The sequence below is a fragment of the Candidatus Neomarinimicrobiota bacterium genome (assembly GCA_034716895.1).
Lineage (GTDB): Bacteria > Fidelibacterota > UBA8477 > UBA8477 > JABMPR01 > JABMPR01.
Genome location: JAYEKW010000040.1, coordinates 1 through 18857, shown reverse-complemented (window position 1 = coordinate 18857; position 18857 = coordinate 1). Strand labels below are relative to the sequence as shown.

The following is an 18857-nucleotide window of genomic DNA, read 5'->3' as shown; positions in this document are numbered from 1 at the left end:
CATGCTTTAGCTTGGGGGTATGATATCCCACTATTACTTTGGGTTTTAGCCCAATATTGTTGGGCTAAAACCCTCCTTTTTAATATTTTTATAACCCCCAGGCTGAAGCCTGGGGTAAGTATCAATAGTAACAGTACTATACGTAGATAACTAAAGATAATATTAGCAAGCAATTATTCCGGCGCAATGAAGTTTTCACATAACCTCTGAAACCCGGGGGTGCGGAGACCCAAATAAAAAGGGGATTCAGTCGTTTGGTAAAAAAACGCCCAGCAAAAGTCGGGCGTTTTTAGTTATGTGATGTGTCTCTATACTAAAAAGAGAAACCAGTCTCAATAACCGTGGTTTTGATGACCTCTTCTGTGCCATCTGAGAGGTCAATCTCACCATTTCCATCCAGATCACGGAAGGTCTGACGGAAATCCCAGGTCAGGGTTGCACCGCCACCCAACTCAAAAACAACCTTGTAGCCAAATAGGGTTCCTTCGCTATAGATGTCGAAAGGATCATCTACATTCATCCGGTTAATATAGGCTGAAGCACCGGCAAGTTTGGGAACCAGATCCGGGGCTACATCAATGGAGCCATAGATACCTTTAACCGGGTCTGCATCTACCTGCATCATATGCTGGTAGGCACCATTTACGGTTACCAGGCTAAGAACATTGACGCTTAAGCTTCCAAAAATACCCTGCATTTTGGTCGTGTTTAAGAGTCGCGCATCCCTGGTGTAGGGTTTCATGATATCAACTCCAAAAGCCTGCATGCTTACTCGGTCAATATCATAATTTTGATCAAACAAGGAATAGGCGAAGTTTTCGCCGGTCATGCGATATTCCAGGCTAAGATTGACAAACTTCATGATTGTGGCCCTGACTCCAGGAGCTGTCATTCCCCAACCGTGCGTTACAACAGTGGAGTCTAAACCGCCAGCAGTTGTATAGCTGTAAATATTGTGATCTCCCAGATACTGACCAGCTTCAGCAAAAACCAGGAGATCCAGAAAACCAGAACTGAAAATCGGATAGCCAATATCAAAACTGACCCCTGCCAGGGTTGAGCTTTCACCATCTAGATTGAAGGGCTGGCGTCCAAGAATAACGCCATCGTCATCAAAATTGTAGATCGAGTTCGGGTGATTATCTGTTTTGTTATCGCCATCAAGATCATACTCGGTGGGATCATTATCAGCATAGCCATCGCCATCTGTATCTAGCCAGTAAAGATCATTATCCGGAAAATCATCAACGATGTCAGGTCGACCATCATCATCAGAATCTTTAAACCCAAGATACTGGTTAACATCAGCCGCCACAGTCGTGCCAAGTTTTAATTTACCCAAGCTGTAGGTTCCTCGGAAGCTGGTCAAGCCAACCAACTCCTTAACATTGGCCACCATGGCTTCTATCCCAAAATTTCCCAGAGTAAAACCTACATGGGTACCAATTTTGCGCACTTGAGGATATTCCATCATATTGTTATAGCCATTCACGAAAAGACCATAACCCATGACGACATTTTCCAGCGTACCAACCCGAATATAAAGTGGATCTTGTGGGTGACCCCAACGGACGTACATAATTTTGTCAATGACATCGGTGTACTCATCCCAGTCATCGGAACGAATATCACCATCCTGATTCATGTATAGCACAATATCAAGTCCGACACCAAGCTTGCCGATAGAAATATCTGGACGAAGAGCAATTTGGTTATAGAGTTGCCCATCCAGGGTAACCGCACCAAAAGCAGCATCCATGGCCAGGGCATCACCGAACAGACCGCCTCCTTCTTCTTCTTCCTCTTCAGTTTCGGGTTCGGGTGTGGTTTCACCAATTGTTGATGGAGGAGGAGCGGGTATATCACCTGTAACGACAGCACCCTCTTCTTCGACGTCTTCTTCAACCAAGACTTCATCGTCTTCCACTTCAGTACTGTCTGAAACGGCAGTGTCCTCTTCTTCAGTGGCTTCTTCAACAGCGCCATAGGTCTCTTCGGGGTCTTCCGGAATCGTACCGTCCTGGGTTTCACCAGATTCTATGTAACCGTCAGTCCCGGAAGTAACGGTTTCGCCTGCTCCGGCAGTGCTCATCATTCCGGTGAAATTGTTCATCACGTCAACCTCTCCCTCAATCACAATTACCTGATCACCTGTCTCAGGGTCAGTGATTGTCCAGAATTCAGTCCCCTTAATAGAGGCCACTGAAGTCGGAGTGTGCAATTGAAATTCAAAATCAGCACCTTTGGCATATTTGGTTAAAGCCTGGCCGTAATCCAGCCTGACATGGTATCCCGAGCCACTTAGATCTTCCACCAACCCAATAGCTACCTCGGTATTTTCGCGCAGTTTGACTTGACTCTTATCATCCAAAAGCAGAATGACTGCAAAGCCATCATTTACTTTTATCTGATCATTATTGTCAAGAATCGTACCCATGGTAACAGTCCTATTGTATTCCAGGTCAGCGGCTTTTTGTAGAAGCACGTCACCCTGAACCTTGGAAACTACAGCTACTTTTTCAGCCTGAAGAGCTCCGGCAAAAAGCACGCAAACAATTAAAATGGTAGCAAAATTTTTCATTTGGTACATCCTTATTCTAGATTGATCGACACTCGCTATTTAAAACAGTAACGAAGTTAACTAACAGGCCTGACCCGCCAAGCCTTTTCCTTCCATGCTCCTGCTGTAATTTATCCACACGGCTGCGTTTTTCCCGCTGCTATTGGCGGCGTTTTGTTCCACCGCGATGAAGGGACGTTCAGAAGGCGGACAGGCGCAGGCAGGCGGCGATCTCAACATTGCCACCAAACCTGGAGATTTATCCATCGTAGCAGATGCGTAGACAATGGATTGCCACCCATCTATGTCTTCCAGACATCGCCGTGGCAGGCAGTCCCTGACTAATCCAAATGGGATTTTCATTATCCTGCTAGAACGCGCAAATGGAAGTATAAATGGTATAACTCCGTAGCAGCCATTGATGACCTGCATAAAAACGAGAGGCTCCCAAAAAAGTTGATTTTGCTTGTCCCGATTGATCAAGCACTATAAATTTCCATCAACTGTTGCGTTAACCAACACCAAGGGGGTGTTTATGAGCATGCCAACCGGGAACACTGAACCCTCATACAAAAATGATCCGGCTTATAAGATCACATCAATTATTTTTCCTGTTCTTGTAGCCATTATTGTTTTTCTGTTCATTTGGTTTAGTCGTGGTGAGATCAAATTGAAGGAACCGAGAACCATAACCCTGTATTGCTTCAGCGCCATGGAGTTGGTTATGGAACAGGCTTTGGTTCCCGCCTTTCAGGATATGTGGCTGGAACAAAACCAGGAACAGGTTGAGTTTATTACAACTTTTGCTGGTTCTGGTGTAATCACTCGTCAGATAATAACCAGATTTCCGGCTGAGGTGGCTGTTTTGTCATCGGAATTGGATGCCAGACGACTGGTTGGCAGTGGAGCTATAACTGCAGCAGTCTGGCAGGAGCTTCGCAAAAAAGATAAATTTTGTCGCTCCCCCATTGTTTTATTTGTCAGAGAAGAATTTGAAACATCAATTAAAAGTTTTGATGATATAGATTTTAGTAAAATGAATGTGATCATTCCCGATCCGCTCACATCAGGAGAAGGTCAGTTGGCCGCCCTGGCCCTTTATGGTTCGCGACTGAGACAGGGTTTTACCAAAGAACAGGCTTTTGATTTTGTAACACAAGCCTTTACCAATTCCCGGAATCACCCTTCAACTTCTCAAGATGCCATGGAGCAATTTCACGCCGGTCTGGGTGATATCCTGCTCAATTATGAAGCTGCAGCCGGTAATCATCCGGGTGTTTCAGAAATGAAGATTATTCATCCCCAAAGAACGATTATGACTGAACCGATCGCCGTGGCAATAAAAACCAATATTAAGCCAAAGCAGACAGAGATAGTCAATGCCTTCCTTGGGTTTTTGTGGAGCGATAAAGCTAAAAAGATATTATCTGATTACGGGTTCCAAACTATCAATATCTCTCAGCAAGCTGGCTTTGCCCCGACACCATTGAACGATATCTTCACCCTTGACAGTTTAGGAAGCGCCATGGAATTGAACCGGTCTGTGATCGACCCTCTGGCAGCGCAAGAATAAACAAAAGCATTAATCTACTGAGTGAGTAAAAGATCATGAGTATAGCCATTCTGGGGATTTTTGGATTGATGATCCTGCTCCTCGTGCTATTGATACTTGAAGTCCTTCCTGTTGATGTTTTGGGTATTGGTTTACTTCTGGTGCTTTGGCTTTCTGGATATGTAGATGGAGAACAGGCCATATCCGGCTTTAGCAACAAGGCCGTGCTTACTGTTGCTGTAATGTTTGTATTAAGCCACGCCCTGGTCAAAACCGGTGTTCTGGAAAATCTTGCTCAATATTTTATCGCGCTTGAAAAAAAAAGGAAAAAGCTGGGAATTGGCCTGTTCTTTATGACGATCAGTATCTTCTCTGGTTTTATCAACAATGTTGCTGCCGTTGCGATCTTTATTCCTGTGGCCATGCACATGGCAGCTCAATCCAGAATATCCCCTTCAAAATTGCTGATTCCTCTTTCTTATGCTGCCATCTATGGCGGCACCATCACCCTTATTGGCACCTCAACCAATCTCATTGTAAGCTCAGTGAGCGAATCGCATGGCCTGGAAGCATTTGGCATGTTTGAGTTTCTTCCTCTGGGACTGGTCTTCCTGGTGGTGGGATTTTTGTATAATCTTTTCGTTTTACCACGCCTTTTGCCATCCAGGGCACCCGTTAGTACGCTGGTCGGAAAGTATCACATGGCACCTTACCTGACGGAATTCCGTGTGGATCATGATTCACCCCTCATCGGATCAAGCTGTCGGCAGAAACAACTGAACCAACGCTATGAAATAACGGTTCTGGCCATTATTCGTGATGAAACAAGGATCACCAGAAATGTTGGGAATTTACCCCTTTGTGATGGAGACATTCTGTTGACCAGAGGGGCTCTTGAAAATTTCTTGAAGTTCCATCAACAGGAAAAAGTGTTGGCGCTTTCTGATGTCAAAATGAGTGAAAAGGAATTGCAGGCAGGGGATAATGTTTTGGTTGAGGGATTGCTTGGTCCTCAATCAGCAATTGCAGGAAAAACCCTGTTGGAGCTGGATTTCCGCCGGAGATATCAAGCTTTTGTATTGGCTATTGGCCGGCGTGGGATTACAATAAAAAAGAAGGTCGCCCATATCAAACTTCAGTTTGCAGATACCCTGCTTATGCTTATGCCGGTTGATCGAATTGCCGAAATGCGTAGTGATCCCGACTTGATCATTTTACAACATCATGAAGTCAATATGCGCAAGAAAACCGTTCATTGGCTAGCCGTGATCCTTATTCCCGCTGTAATGATTCTGGCAGCTACCGGTGTACTGGAAATACTGGCAGCAGCATTGCTGGGTGTTTTTATTTTACTGGTCACAAAACACATTTCAACCCGGGAAGCTTATGGTACGATCAATTGGCAGGTCATTATTTTTATTGCAGCCTTTATTCCTTTTGGGATAGCCATGGAAACCAGTGGTGCCGCCCAGCTTCTGGGGGAAAGTATTTCAGCTTTTTCCGATCTGGTTCCAGATTCATGGGCACCTTATGCTCTGTTGTCAATTCTATATATTATCACCAGTATATTTACGGCGGTGATCTCAAATAATGTGGCTGCTATTGTGCTGACGCCTATTGCCATTGCGGCAGCGATCAACCTTGGTGTAGATTCCCGCCCTCTGGTCTTTACAATATGTTACGCAGCCTCGGCCAGTTTCATGACCCCCATTGGCTATCAAACCAACCTGATGGTCTATGGTCCCGGGAAATATCGCTTCAATGATTATATCAAAGCCGGTGCACCACTTACCTTAATATTTTGGATTTTGGCCTCTATCTTGATCCCGATTTTCTGGCCGTTCTAAACAAAGAACAGACGCACCCCTCCTCTATTTTAGAAGAGTCATCCGGCGAACGATTGTCTCAGCTCCGGTTTCGAGCCGTATGAAATAAATGCCTGCCGCCAGATCCCGGGCATTCCAGGTCAAACGATGATCACCAGCTGGGAAATGGTCCTGTATCAGGGTTTGAATCAGTTTGCCCTGAACATCATAGATGCCTAGCTTAAGGTTTGAGTCTTCCAGCAGATTGAAACGAATCGATGTATTCGGGTTAAAAGGATTGGGATAATTCTGATACAGCACAGCCTGGTTAGGAAGAAAGTCGTCAAATTCATCAGCAACGGCCAGCTGGGTCGTATCTTTCATAAAAAACGTGTAACTGACACCACCCTTATCAAACCAGGAATGAGAAAGGGAGTATTTGGAATAAACGTAAGCATAGCCGTTTTGCCGTGCGGGATCGTGAACAATAGGATTGCCCTGGCTGTTGAAGCCGGCCAACATCATCAGATGACCGGAATAAAGCGGCTGTCCTACAGAGATAACGATCCTTCCATTGTTGGCAAGTACGTCATAGGCATCACTCCAGGTACGATATCGGGTTACGGCACCATCCATATGATATCCGGTGGCGTTTTGGACAGCCCTGGGCCAGATACCAAAGAGATTCCAGTAATCATCATAGTTATCAACTGCGAAATCATAGGCATCAACATCAACATCAAAACTGCGGATGGCAAAAACCGTGGAAGTGGGAGAGCAAATACTACCACCGATTTCCGGGTCAACATTGTATTGGCAGATAAAAGTAGTGGGATAAAAGATGGCCGGGGGGTCATCATTCAGAATGTCACTGTAATTCAAGTTGTCAGTGGTTCGTTCATCGCTGACAAAAAAACTTAACTTGTCAATAGCTGGAGAAGGATGACCGGTGGCCTGACGCTTCATTTCGACCCGCCACTGCCAGATCGTATGAAAATCATTCAGTTTGACATAATCATAATCAATATATCCGCCTGAGTAGGAGGTGGATCCGTAGGACGGCCAGATGTAGTTCTTCCAATATCCAACGGTTAGCCAGGGGGACCAATTGACTCCGGACTTGAACCGCATAGAAACCTTAAAACCACTATTCTCATGTTCTATTAAACCATTCCAGGAGGGCAGGCCCCGATCAAAGGGATGCTGGATCGTGTCAGGAACCAGGGTGAAATATCCGGTGTTTGTGCCTTCGGCCAACTGCAAGGAGGAACCCGTCTCATTATAGATGATATTACTATTACTGCTGATGTGGCTCCACATACTATCAGCCCGGATAACCCGTTGCTGATCTGGATAATCTGCCAGCAGCAGGGTTGCAAAAGCAAGTAGATGGATCAAACATTGTTTCATTAACATTGCCTCATTTTATTACGCTTGCAAGCCAGGGACAATTCAAGAATAATCCAGTTTAAAATGTAAATAAAACTCATCCTTGACCTGCCGACTGCTTAAAAGCCGTATTTTTGGTGGATGGGAAAGGGTCTGGTTTCCCAAAAGACCAGGAGCCTCTTTTTGACCAATAAGCGTTGGCGCCAGGGTCAGATACAGCTCTTGCAGGACACCAGCATCGATGAATTGATGCAGCACCTGTCCGCCACCCTCGATCAATAATGCGTTGATATTCTGTTTTCTCAGGTGGTTAATAATGAAAGTGATTTGCCCGATACCTTCAGGAGTTGGAACAAGCTTAACGTGTTTTGGAAAATGTCGTTGTGAAAGAGCCGTTTTCGAATCAGTGAAGATGGTAAGCGGAATATCAACAGCTTGAAAGAGAGGAACGTCTAGATCAAGCTCAAGATTGTGACTCATAATAAAATGAGCAGTTTTTCTCGTTGAGTCATGACCCTGATGTACTTTTGGCCAAGCCCTAAACGTGCTGGCTCCAAATAAAATGCCATCGGCCCGATCGCGCAGAGATTTTAAATGTTCCATATCGTAACGGGAAGTAATGGAAACAAAATGGTCAGCGTCAGCCGGTCCGATCTTGCCATCCAATGAACTGGCCATACAAGCAAAGACTCTCATATTTGGCTGATGATTCATGAGGCCAAAATAAACAGGAGTATTTTTATGCCAAGGAGATATTAATGTCTTTCAGGGCAGCAGGTGATCATCACATTGAAAAACAGGCCGAGGGTTCTTTACTTGAGTTCTTGCTCAACATGTAATTTGCATTTGGTGAATCAGCGTGTACTTTCCCGTTTCATGAAACAAGGGCTTTCCATATTGTTGGTTTTTCTATTCTTGGCTTCTTGCGAGTTGTTTATACCGCGAGAAGCAGAACGACCTCTTTATACTTCTGACCCTTATGCCTGGAGACCACCGACGACTCCAGAGATCGTTCTGGAAAACCTCGCCAACTCATTTCCAGCCCATAAATTGAATTATCACCTGGATGTATTAAGCCATAATTCCGAGGATGGAACGGGCTTCTCTTTTTTCCCGGATGAAAGTGTGACCAGTGCAATTTTTGATGCCTGGGGTTATGAAAAAGAAGAGGATTTCATCACCAAGCTTTTCCAATCACTAAACGAAGATAATCTTCAGCGTCTGGATTGGCAGGTCGTAAGCTTGTTACCCCTCGACGATCACTTCGAGATCATTGCTGACTATCTACTAACCCTGTCCTTTCATGAAAGCCGAGCGCCCTTGCCCAACGAATTGAGCGGGCAGGCAACTCTGACCCTGGTCCAAAATAGTGATCTGCTCTATGAGATCTCGGTCTGGCATGACTTGAAGTCAGACACTCTGCCTTGCTGGAGCGACCTGAAAACCCTGGTTCAATAATCAATGAAGTTGCTGCATTTAACAGCACTTATCTTGCTCCTTTTGGTTCTGGCAGCCTGTTGGAATCCCTTTGCCCCTACTGAGGGACAGCTTGAAGGAGTGGCGGATCTAATTTTAACCGAGCAACGTAGCCCGGAGGAGGTTCTTCAAAATTTCCGCTATGCCTATATCTATCGTGACAGCCTGGTCTACAGTGACCTTTTTGACACCAGTTTCATCTTTCTCTACTATGATCCGGATATCGGAGGTGTTGGTGGGTACAATTATTGGGGGCTGGATACTGAACTAAGGACTACCGGTCGCCTCTTTCGGACATTTGACAGCTTTACCCTGGTTTGGAATGCCACAACTGCAGAGGATACCTCTCAAAATGGGGTGATCAGTCTGACGAAAACATTTGATCTGTCCGTTGAAGGCAAACTGATCTCAGGCAATGCTATTTTCGATTTTATCGCCGATTCCACTGAAACCTGGCACATCACCCGTTGGCAGGACGAATCGTTTTATTAATTGACGATCTCGCGAAAACGACCCCTCGCCCTTCGACCTTACTCAGGACAGGCGCCATGCACAGAGTGGACCATTGAGCCTGTCGAAAGGATGCGATGGACTGATAAACAGAAACACAGGTTAATCCGGTATTTCCATTGCCTGTCATTGTTTGATATTCTCCCGTTTAGCTTAAATTCGAACCAATAAATAAGGAATCGATATGATTGTTATACATAAAGTGTTTCATTTTTGTGCTGCCCATCGTTACGGGAATCCTGCCCTGAGTGAGGAAGAAAACCAGGCCGCTTTTGGACCGGATCTGAAGATGCATGGCCACAACTATGAGCTAACGGTATCTGTTACTGGAGAGATCAACCCGGACACAGGCTTTATTGTGGATCTGGGTCACCTCAAGCAGGTGGTGAACGAACGGGTTATCCAGCATGTGGATCACTCGCAGATTGAAGTAGATATCCCCTGGTTCAAAGGAAAACAGCCCTCAACTGAAAACATGGTGACCTGGATATGGGAACAGATAGCCACCTATTTGCAAGATGGACAACTACACCGTATCCGTCTTCAGGAAACACCGACGATCTACACCGACTATTACGGCCTGAATAACCCGGGCCAGTCATCTGGGCGAACCAATAGGGGGGCTCCTGGTGACACAATTATGCCCCCGTCTTACTTGTAGATGCTGTCAGATCCATCTTCAATTAACTCCTGATCTTATTTATCTCACGAGCTACCTATAAATTATTGGTGGCTCTGTTGGATACCGGTCCCTTTTTACCTTGACGTGCATTATCTTTCTCGCCATTTGAAAATCGATCTTTTGGCAGAATATGATGACAAAACAATGTCCAGTGGACAGGAGAAATAATGGTAGACATAAGCAAACTAGAAAACATCACCCATCAGTTATTAACCGAGATTGGTGAGGATCCAGAACGAGAAGGGTTGGTCAAAACTCCTCACAGAGTGGCTAAAGCCTGGAAATTTATTTCGCGGGGTTACGAGCAAACTTTGGAAGAGGTATTAAATGATGCCATTTTCGAAGATGAATGCTCCGATATGGTCGTCGTGCGGGATATTGAGTTCTTCAGTATGTGTGAGCATCACATGCTGCCTTTCTTTGGAAAAGCTCATGTTGCCTATCTTCCAAGAGGTAAGGTCATCGGACTATCCAAGATTCCACGGATTCTGGAAATGTATTCTCGTCGGTTACAGATTCAGGAACGGATCACCCACCAGGTAGCCGAAGCGCTGAAGAACCTACTGGACCCAGCCGGTGTTGCTGTTGTTCTTGAAGGTCGCCATCTTTGTATGCAGATGCGCGGGGTAGAAAAACAGAACTCATTTGCCACAACTTCAGCCATGCTGGGAGAATTTCACGATGAAGCTGAGACCAGAGCAGAATTCCTGAGTATCATCAGCATGAAAAATTTATAAAAAAAGCATTAACCATAGAGGACACGGAGTGAATATATAGATGGAAGTAGCTGTAGACTGGTTTTTTGCGAGCCCTTCGATGTCACTCAGATTAAATGCTATGCGGCGATCTCCGAAAAACTTGAAATTGCCACCCGTCTATATCTTACAGACTACGCCGCGGCAAGCAGTCGTTTCACTCCTCGCAAAGACGAAAAATGGAAAACTAGATGTTGCCACAAAAAACCTCTGTGCGCTCAGCGTGCTCTGTGGCAAGGCTTTTAAAAGTATTATTATATGAGAGAAACTATGCCTGAAAACCTGAAAAAACTATTCGAAGATCATTTCAAAGAGACCCCTACTGAAATTAAGCCTCTGGCAGCCCATGGTTCGAATCGTGAATATTTTAGGATTACCAGTGCCTCACGATCTGTTATCGGCGCCAAAAATATGGACCGACTTGAAAACGAGGCATTTATTGCTTTTTCCAATCATTTTCACGCCAAAGATCTGGCCGTCCCCGTGATCTATGCCGAAGACCTGGACCGACACATCTATCTGCAGCAGGATCTGGGCGATGTCACTCTTTTTGATTACCTTCTAAAAGTTCGCCAGGGAAAACCGGATTTTCCTCGTGAATTGATCACGACCTATGAACAAGTGGTAGAACGGCTTCCGGAATTCCAGATTAGAGGTGGCGCGGGCTTGGATTATTCGAAATCGTATCCCCACCACAGTTTTGATCGTCAGTCCATGATGTGGGATCTAAATTATTTTAAGTATTACTTCCTTAAATTGGCTCATATTCGCTTTAATGAACAACAACTGGAACAAGACTTTAAAACATTCACTGATTTTTTACTTGAGGCAGATGGTCAAAACTTTCTATATCGCGATTTTCAATCCCGCAACATCATGCTCAAAGATGATCAACCCTGGTTCATTGATTACCAGGGCGGTCGCAAAGGGGCACTTCAGTATGATATTGCTTCTCTGCTCTTCGATGCCAAGGCAGATTTACCCTTTAAGGTTAGAGAACATCTTCTGGAACACTATCTGGAGGCTGTTAGAAAATTGACCCCCATTGACAGAGAGGTTTTTACCAAGCACTATTACGGTTTCGTTTTTATCCGTATTATGCAAGCCATGGGAGCCTATGGTTATCGGGGTTTCTATGAACGCAAGACCCATTTTCTCCAGAGCATCCCCTACGCTATTCGAAATCTGGAATATCTCGTGCGGAAAGTGGATCTACCCATTGAGATTCCAGTTATGATGGATGTCTTTCAGCAGTTGATTCGCTCCTCGGTTCTAAGGGATTTCGGTAAAGCCAATCTGCGTTTAAAAGTGCGCGTATCCAGCTTTTCTTATAAGCACGGTGTGCCAGTTGATGATCGCGGACATGGTGGTGGATTTGTCTTTGACTGTCGCTTTTTGCCCAATCCCGGCAGAGAGATTGCCTATAAAAAATTATCCGCTAACGATCAATCTGTTATCGACTGGTTTGCCGATAAACCTGATATGGATCGTTGGTTAAAACGGGTATTTACTATGGTTGATGACGCGGTCACCAGTTATGAGGAACAGAATTTCACGGATCTCATGATAAGCTTCGGTTGTACCGGTGGCCAGCATCGATCGGTTCATTCAGCAAACCGATTGGCCGCCCACCTGAAAGAAACCCATGATATTGATGTCGTCCTCAGTCACCGAGAGTTAGGGTGATACAAAATGTTTTGGATAATGTCTTCGCGAGTCCAGAGGACATGACGATTTCATGCCCAGGGGGTCAAAATGCTTAAAAACATAATTTCTCGGATATTATTATGAAAGCCATGCTCTTTGCCGCCGGAAAAGGCACCCGCTTAAAGCCCCTCACAGATCGGCATCCCAAATGTCTGGTTACAGCTGATAATATCACCTTGCTGGAACATAATATTCAACACCTGATAAAGAACGGGGTCACGACAATTGTGATCAACACCCATCATTATGGGCAGCAGATCATTGATTTTGTTCATGAACATAATTTTGGAATTGATATCCATATCTCAGAGGAAGCCGAACTGATGGAAACGGGCGGGGGCTTGCTTTTAGCTCAGGATCATTTTCGTGATGAAGAAGCATTCATTGTCTGTAACAGTGATATTTATACCGACCTGGATCTAAGGACCATGGTGATTTCCCATTTAGAAAGTAAAAATCTGGCAACGTTAGCGGTGGCTGACCGGAAAACTTCCCGCTACTTGAGATTTAATTCTGCCGGATTGCTATGTGGTTGGGAAAACCGAAAAACCAGTGAAGAGATTTCCTGGAATGATGGGGAGTATCAAACCAAAGCCTTTAACGGAATTCAAGTGATGTCTCCCGCTATCTTCGATTATATGCCTGATTTTGGAGCTGCATTTTCAACAATTCCCATATACCTGAAAGCCGCTCAAGCAGGTGAAAAAATCGCCATGCACCCTATGGATGATGCGTACTGGATTGATATAGGCACTATTGAAAAATTAGAAGAACTGAGAAAACACCTTGCGAAAGCCTCAAGCTCTCGCAGGGTCCATAATAAAGGACTCTAGAGATGAGCACAACACACTACGAAGTAGCGATCATTGGCGGCGGTCCCGGTGGATATGTGGCTGCTATACGCGCCGCTCAATTAGGCAAGAAAACCGTGATCATAGAGCGGGCCGCCCTGGGTGGAATTTGCCTGAATTGGGGCTGCATTCCCACCAAAGCTCTTCTAAAAAGTGCCGAGGTATTGCGGTCTGCTCAGAAAGCAAAAAAATACGGCGTAAGGGTCAGTTCTGTAGAAGTTGATTTTTTCGCTGTGATCAAGCGTTCTCGACAAGTTGCAGAATCTCTCTCAAAAGGTGTTGGTTTTCTAATGAAAAAAAATGGGGTAGAGGTCATTGAAGGTGATGCAATGCTTCTGGGGGAACAGCAAATCCTGATAGATGGACAGACTCAGATCAGCGCCGAAAATATTATAATCGGAACAGGCGCTCGCCCGCGACCCCTGCCAAACACTCCCTTTGATGGAAAAACCATCATTTCATCTAAAGAGGCCTTGAGCCTGGAAGCCATTCCAGAGAAACTACTGGTAGTAGGAGCTGGTGCCATAGGGGTTGAGTTTGCCGATTTTTATGCTGCCATGGGCTCTCGGGTTACCATGGTGGAAATGCTGCCTCACCTGCTTCCCGTTGAAGATGAAGAGGTTTCCAGAGAGCTGCAGAAACTATTCAAGCGTAAAAAGATTAAAGCTTTATTGGAAACCACGGTTGAACAAGTTTCCGTTGATGATGAAAAAGCCACTATAACTGTCAAGGACAAAGCAGGAGAAAAACAGCAACTGGAAGCTGATAAAGTATTGGTAGCCATTGGCGTTCAGGGAAATACAGAAGATTTGGGACTGGAATCCGCAGGTGTAATTCTCGAAAACGGTTGGATCAAAACCAACCACTTCATGCAGACCAGCGCATCTGGAATTTATGCCATTGGCGACGTCTCTGGACCACCCTGGTTAGCTCACGTAGCTTCTCATGAAGGAATTACAGCGGTGGAGCATTTGGCAGGCCTGAATGTCAAACCCATGCATTATAATAATGTGCCGGGCTGCACCTACTGCACCCCTCAAGTGGCTTCAATCGGAATGACGGAAAAAGCGGCCAGGGAGGCAGGTTACAAGCTTAAAATTGGTAAATTTCCATACCGGGCTTCAGGAAAAGCCATGGCATCCGGAGACACAGACGGCTTTACAAAGCTGATCTATGATGCTAAATATGGCGAATTATTAGGTGCTCACATTATCGGCGCTGAAGCCACTGAACTTATAGCGGAAATCGGTATTGCAAGATCTTTGGAGGCCACCCATGAAGCGGTTTTGGAAACGATTCACGCTCACCCCACTTTATCAGAGATGATCATGGAAGCATCCGGTGTAGCTCTAGATCGTGGAATTCACCTCTAAAACAGATCGATTATCTTCAAAACTTGTCATCCCAAGAATGTGGGAAAACCATCAATGCTAATGTTAGATATTAACGAAGCCTATGGTAGTGTTGTTCTAAGGCGCTTCCCGGAATGTTGGGATTAACCTTTTAAGGGTTGATGGTGAATTTAGAATTAATAAGTCAAGGTCTGGTACCTTATGCTGAAGCCCTGGAATTTCAGCGTGCAAAACACGCTCAGCGGCTGGCTGATGAAATCCCTGATACTCTGATCCTTTTGGAACATCCCCCAGTGTATACTTTTGGCAAAAATGCAGGTCAAGCCAACTTGATCGATCCGCGAGATGCTGAGGTAATCCAAAGTGATCGTGGAGGCGATATCACCTGGCACGGACCCGGTCAATTGGTTGGCTATCCGATTATCAATTTGGAAGATCACAAAAAAAGCGTGAGCTGGTATATGCGCAATCTGGAAGAAGTGATCATTCAGACTCTGGAACACTATGCTATAAGCGGAGAACGTCTTTCTGGCATGACCGGAGTTTGGGTGGGCGATCGGAAAATATGTGCCATGGGGGTTCGCCTTTCCCGCTGGGTAACCATGCATGGATTTGCCTTGAATGTGGGACCGGATATGTCATATTTCCAGGGCATGATCCCCTGTGGTATAAAGGGCAAAGGCGTGGTTAGCTTGCAAGAGATTCTGGGTCGAGACATCAAGGTAGCAGAAGTGATTCCCATCCTGACCAGTGCTTTTCAAAAGGTTTTTGAATTCGACGATATTATTGATTTATAATGGAGGTTTTGCGTGTCGGCAACCTTTCAGGGATATAATAAAACACAACTGATTAATATTTTCAAGGCCATGGCAACCTCACGCCGTTTGGATGAGAAAATGCTAACCTTGCTACGGCAGGGGAAGTCATTTTTCCATATTGGAGCAGGCGGTCACGAAGGAGCCCAGATAGCCTGTGCCATGAACCTGAATCCGGGGAGTGATTGGTTTTACCCCTATTATCGTGATCAAGCTTTGGTTTTGAGTCTTGGTATGACGCAAGCCGACCTTTTTCTGGGATTTTTAGCCAAACAGGATGATCCTGGCTCAGCCGGTCGTCAACTTCCCCAGCATTACGGCAGCAAAAAACTGAATATTGTATCTCAGTCCAGTCCCACCGGCACCCAGTATCTTCAGGCTGTTGGAACTGCAATCGCCGCTCGTAAAGCCGGGCACAACGCCCTGGTCTATGTTTCCTCTGGAGAGGGTACGACCAGTCAGGGTGAATTCCACGAAGCGCTGAACTGGGCCAGCCGTGAAAAGCTACCGGTTCTCTTTCATATTGAAGATAATGGTTATGCTATTTCAGTTCCCAAGGCTTCCCAAATGGCTGGTGGATCAGTCTATGATATGGTGGGAGGCTACCGTAATCTGAATCGGTTTGAAACGGACGGAACAGACTTCTTTTCAGCGTTCAAAACCTTTGAAAAAGCGATTAAGGATATTCGGGCTGGAGATGGTCCGGCACTGGTTGTTTCCAATGTGGTGCGCCTGTTTCCCCACTCCTCTTCAGATGATCATCGTAAATACCGCGATGCTGCCGAGCTGGCAGAAGAACAAAAACGTGATCCCATTGAGAAATTTCGTAAATATTGTGAGGATGATGGGATTATCACATCTGACGAATTTCAAGCTGTATGGGATGAAGTGATCGTGGAAGTGGATGAAGTAGCAGAGCAAGCACAAACTGCTCCTTTCCCTGATAAATCAGAGGCAACCACTCATATATTAGATGAATCTCCCCAGAATATTGAGCAACGTGAATCCGCAACAATCGGTGAAGATATTGTCATCGTCGATGCAATTAACCATGCGCTACATGAAGAGATGGCCCATAACGATAGAATGATCATTTATGGTCAGGATGTAGCCGATGGAAAAGGTGGTGTTTTCACTGCGACAAAAGGATTATCAACAGCCTTTGGAGTGGAGCGGGTTTTTAATTCTCCGCTGGCTGAAGCCTCCATTGTTGGTACCGCTTTTGGCGCTGCAGTGGCTGGTTTGAAGCCTGTGGTGGAAATCCAGTTTGGAGATTATATCTGGACCGCCATGATGCAGATTCGCAACGAGGTGGCCACCGTTCGCTATAGAAGCAACAATACGTATACATCTCCCCTTGTTATGCGGGTTCCAGTTGGTGGATATATCCATGGTGGACTATGCCATAGTCAGAGTATTGAGGGCTTCTTCATGCATCTGCCGGGGATTCACATTGTATATCCATCCAATGCAGCCGATGCAAAAGGTCTATTGAAATACGCCTGCCGCATTGATGACCCAGTGCTGTTCCTGGAACATAAAGGCATGTATCGTCAGGGTTTTGCCAAGCGTCCTGAGCCAGATGCCAATTATTTACTAGCTTTCGGTGAGGCTGCAATAGTCCGTGAAGGATTTGACCTAACCATTGTCACTTATGGTATGATGGTTTATAAATCAATTGAAGCTGCCAAGCAATTAGAGAAAAGCCATGGTGCTTCAATCGAGGTAATTGATCTACGAACGTTGAGTCCTCTGGACAAGGCGACTATTGGCAAATCCTTGCGGAAGTCTGGCAAAGCATTGGTTGTCTATGAAGATACGTTGACTGCTGGTCCCGGTGCTGAAATAGCAGCTATCATAGCCGAAGAATTCTTTGAGTTGTTAGATGGCCCGGTTTTGAGGGTTGCTGCCAAAGACAGCCCGGTACCCTTCAACTGGGATCTGGAAGATGAAGTCCTTCCCCAAACGAAAGACATCCACCAGGCAGCAAAAAGATTACTAGAGTATTAAGGCGTCAAAACAATTAGCGACATTCGCGTAATTCGCGGTTAAAAAAGGTATTTAGATGATCTTCGATATAGTCATGCCAAAGATGGGTGAATCTCTCACAGAGGGGACCGTTCTGGAGTGGAAAAAGCAGGTGGGAGAATCTATCGATAAAGACGAAATCCTACTGGAAATCGCCACAGATAAAGTTGATTCTGAAATTCCATCACCAGTGGGTGGAACTGTGGTTGAGGTCATTGGAGAAATCAATAAAACCTATGATGTCGATACGGTGATCGCTCGGGTGGAAACCTCGGACGATGTCAAGGTCACTGCCCCTTCAAAAAAAAATGACGCCGAATCGCCTGTAGCGTCGTTGCATGCAACAACCCCACAGGTATCCACTCACCAATCCCCCCAAGTGTCCTTTGGCGATGATCGTTTTTATTCACCCCTGGTTCGCAGTATTGCAGTGAAGGAGGGTATCCAACCAGAAGAGTTACAACGGATTCCCGGTAGTGGTTTTCGAGGCCGAGTTTCCAAAAGTGATGTTCTTTTTTATATCGAGACGCGTGGGGGTGGCAGTTCCCAACCAGCAACAATAACAGGCCTGGAAGTAACCGGCCTGGCCGAGAAAATGAATCCAGAAGATATTGAGATCATTGAGATGGATTCCATGCGTAAAAGTATTGCCAAACACATGCGTAACAGTATCGACACATCAGCCCATGTATATGTGGTCAGTGAAGCTGACATGACTCTCCTCATGACTTTTATTGCTGAGAACAATGCAGCATTCAAAACCAAGACGGGTCATTCTCTAACGGTCACACATTTCATCGCCATGGCAGTCCGGGATGCGCTGCTGGAGTTCCCCTTGATCAACTCATCTCTGGATGGTGCTCAGATCATTCGGCACAAACATTTGAATGTGGGGATTGCTGTAGCAGTTGGTAATGGACTGGTGGTTCCCCCGGTTCGCAATGCTGAAGATAAATCACTATTACAAATCTCGGATGATATCTCAGAAATTGTCACTAAGGCTCGCAACAAGAAACTGACCCTGGATGACCTTGAGGGAGCCACCTTCTCTATCACAAATTTTGGCGTATTTGGTAATCTGGCGGGCTATCCCATCATCAATCAACCCAATGTGGCTATTCTCGGTGTCGGCGCAATCAAGAAGAGGCCCGTGGTCATTGAAACTGATTCTGGTGATGAAATTGCCATCAGACAAATTTGTACCTTTACCTTGGGCTTTGACCATCGTCTGGTAGATGGTGCCATGGGTGGAAAATTTATTGAAGCCATTGTCAAGAACCTTGAAGCAGTTGACCCACTCAAAGCGCTTGCAGGGGTCTTGGGTTAGTATACTTCTTTTGTCTTTGCGAGGAGTGAAACGACGAAGCAATCTCAG

General features: G+C 45.5%; 15 protein-coding genes. 12 read left to right on the top strand and 3 right to left on the bottom strand.

Annotation, left to right across the window (positions count from 1 at the left end; translation table 11 throughout):
• Positions 1 to 313: 313 nt before the first annotated feature.
• The gene (locus tag U9Q77_02945) at positions 314 to 2581 is read right to left on the bottom strand and encodes a FecR family protein (GenBank protein ID MEA3286320.1); all 2268 of its coding nucleotides are present in this window, start codon (positions 2579 to 2581) and stop codon (positions 314 to 316) included.
• A 514-nt stretch (positions 2582 to 3095) separates the two neighbouring features.
• On the opposite strand from U9Q77_02945, the gene U9Q77_02940 reads away from it, so the two are divergent.
• On the top strand, positions 3096 to 4133 hold the full coding sequence (locus U9Q77_02940; protein ID MEA3286319.1) for a substrate-binding domain-containing protein: 1038 nt from the start codon (positions 3096 to 3098) through the stop codon (positions 4131 to 4133).
• Between the two features lie 35 nt (positions 4134 to 4168).
• Entirely contained in the window at positions 4169 to 5959 is a 1791-nt protein-coding gene (locus U9Q77_02935; protein ID MEA3286318.1) for an SLC13 family permease, read from the top strand.
• Between the two features lie 24 nt (positions 5960 to 5983).
• Here U9Q77_02935 and U9Q77_02930 read toward each other — a convergent pair whose 3' ends face one another.
• Positions 5984 to 7327, bottom strand: a complete 1344-nt coding sequence (locus U9Q77_02930) for a T9SS type A sorting domain-containing protein (protein MEA3286317.1) — start codon at positions 7325 to 7327, stop codon at positions 5984 to 5986.
• Between the two features lie 42 nt (positions 7328 to 7369).
• Positions 7370 to 7984, bottom strand: a complete 615-nt coding sequence (locus tag U9Q77_02925) for a RibD family protein (protein MEA3286316.1) — start codon at positions 7982 to 7984, stop codon at positions 7370 to 7372.
• A 252-nt stretch (positions 7985 to 8236) separates the two neighbouring features.
• On the opposite strand from U9Q77_02925, the gene U9Q77_02920 reads away from it, so the two are divergent.
• The 10 genes from U9Q77_02920 (at position 8237) to U9Q77_02875 (ending at position 18809) form a co-directional block, all read left to right on the top strand.
• The gene (locus tag U9Q77_02920) at positions 8237 to 8764 is read left to right on the top strand and encodes a hypothetical protein (GenBank protein MEA3286315.1); all 528 of its coding nucleotides are present in this window, start codon (positions 8237 to 8239) and stop codon (positions 8762 to 8764) included.
• Between the two features lie 3 nt (positions 8765 to 8767).
• Positions 8768 to 9274 (top strand): hypothetical protein, encoded by a 507-nt coding sequence (locus U9Q77_02915; GenBank protein MEA3286314.1) that lies wholly within the window; start codon positions 8768 to 8770, stop codon positions 9272 to 9274.
• 202 nt (positions 9275 to 9476) lie between these two features.
• Complete coding sequence (locus tag U9Q77_02910) at positions 9477 to 9953, top strand: 6-carboxytetrahydropterin synthase (protein ID MEA3286313.1); 477 nt, start codon at positions 9477 to 9479, stop codon at positions 9951 to 9953.
• Between the two features lie 188 nt (positions 9954 to 10141).
• On the top strand, positions 10142 to 10711 hold the full coding sequence (folE, locus tag U9Q77_02905; GenBank protein MEA3286312.1) for a GTP cyclohydrolase I FolE: 570 nt from the start codon (positions 10142 to 10144) through the stop codon (positions 10709 to 10711).
• A gap of 288 nt (positions 10712 to 10999) precedes the next feature.
• Positions 11000 to 12415, top strand: coding sequence for an RNase adapter RapZ (locus U9Q77_02900; protein MEA3286311.1), 1416 nt, complete (start codon positions 11000 to 11002; stop codon positions 12413 to 12415).
• 101 nt (positions 12416 to 12516) lie between these two features.
• Positions 12517 to 13269 carry a nucleotidyltransferase family protein gene (locus U9Q77_02895; protein MEA3286310.1) on the top strand — a complete coding sequence of 251 codons (753 nt, stop codon included), beginning with the start codon at positions 12517 to 12519 and terminating at the stop codon, positions 13267 to 13269.
• Between the two features lie 2 nt (positions 13270 to 13271).
• The gene (gene lpdA / locus U9Q77_02890) at positions 13272 to 14660 is read left to right on the top strand and encodes a dihydrolipoyl dehydrogenase (protein MEA3286309.1); all 1389 of its coding nucleotides are present in this window, start codon (positions 13272 to 13274) and stop codon (positions 14658 to 14660) included.
• Positions 14661 to 14800: 140 nt separating this feature from the next.
• Positions 14801 to 15436: a lipoyl(octanoyl) transferase LipB gene (lipB, locus tag U9Q77_02885; GenBank protein ID MEA3286308.1), complete on the top strand. Its 636-nt coding sequence runs from the start codon at positions 14801 to 14803 to the stop codon at positions 15434 to 15436.
• Between the two features lie 12 nt (positions 15437 to 15448).
• Positions 15449 to 17464: a thiamine pyrophosphate-dependent enzyme gene (locus tag U9Q77_02880; protein MEA3286307.1), complete on the top strand. Its 2016-nt coding sequence runs from the start codon at positions 15449 to 15451 to the stop codon at positions 17462 to 17464.
• Between the two features lie 55 nt (positions 17465 to 17519).
• Positions 17520 to 18809 carry a dihydrolipoamide acetyltransferase family protein gene (locus U9Q77_02875; GenBank protein ID MEA3286306.1) on the top strand — a complete coding sequence of 430 codons (1290 nt, stop codon included), beginning with the start codon at positions 17520 to 17522 and terminating at the stop codon, positions 18807 to 18809.
• Positions 18810 to 18857 lie beyond the last annotated feature (48 nt).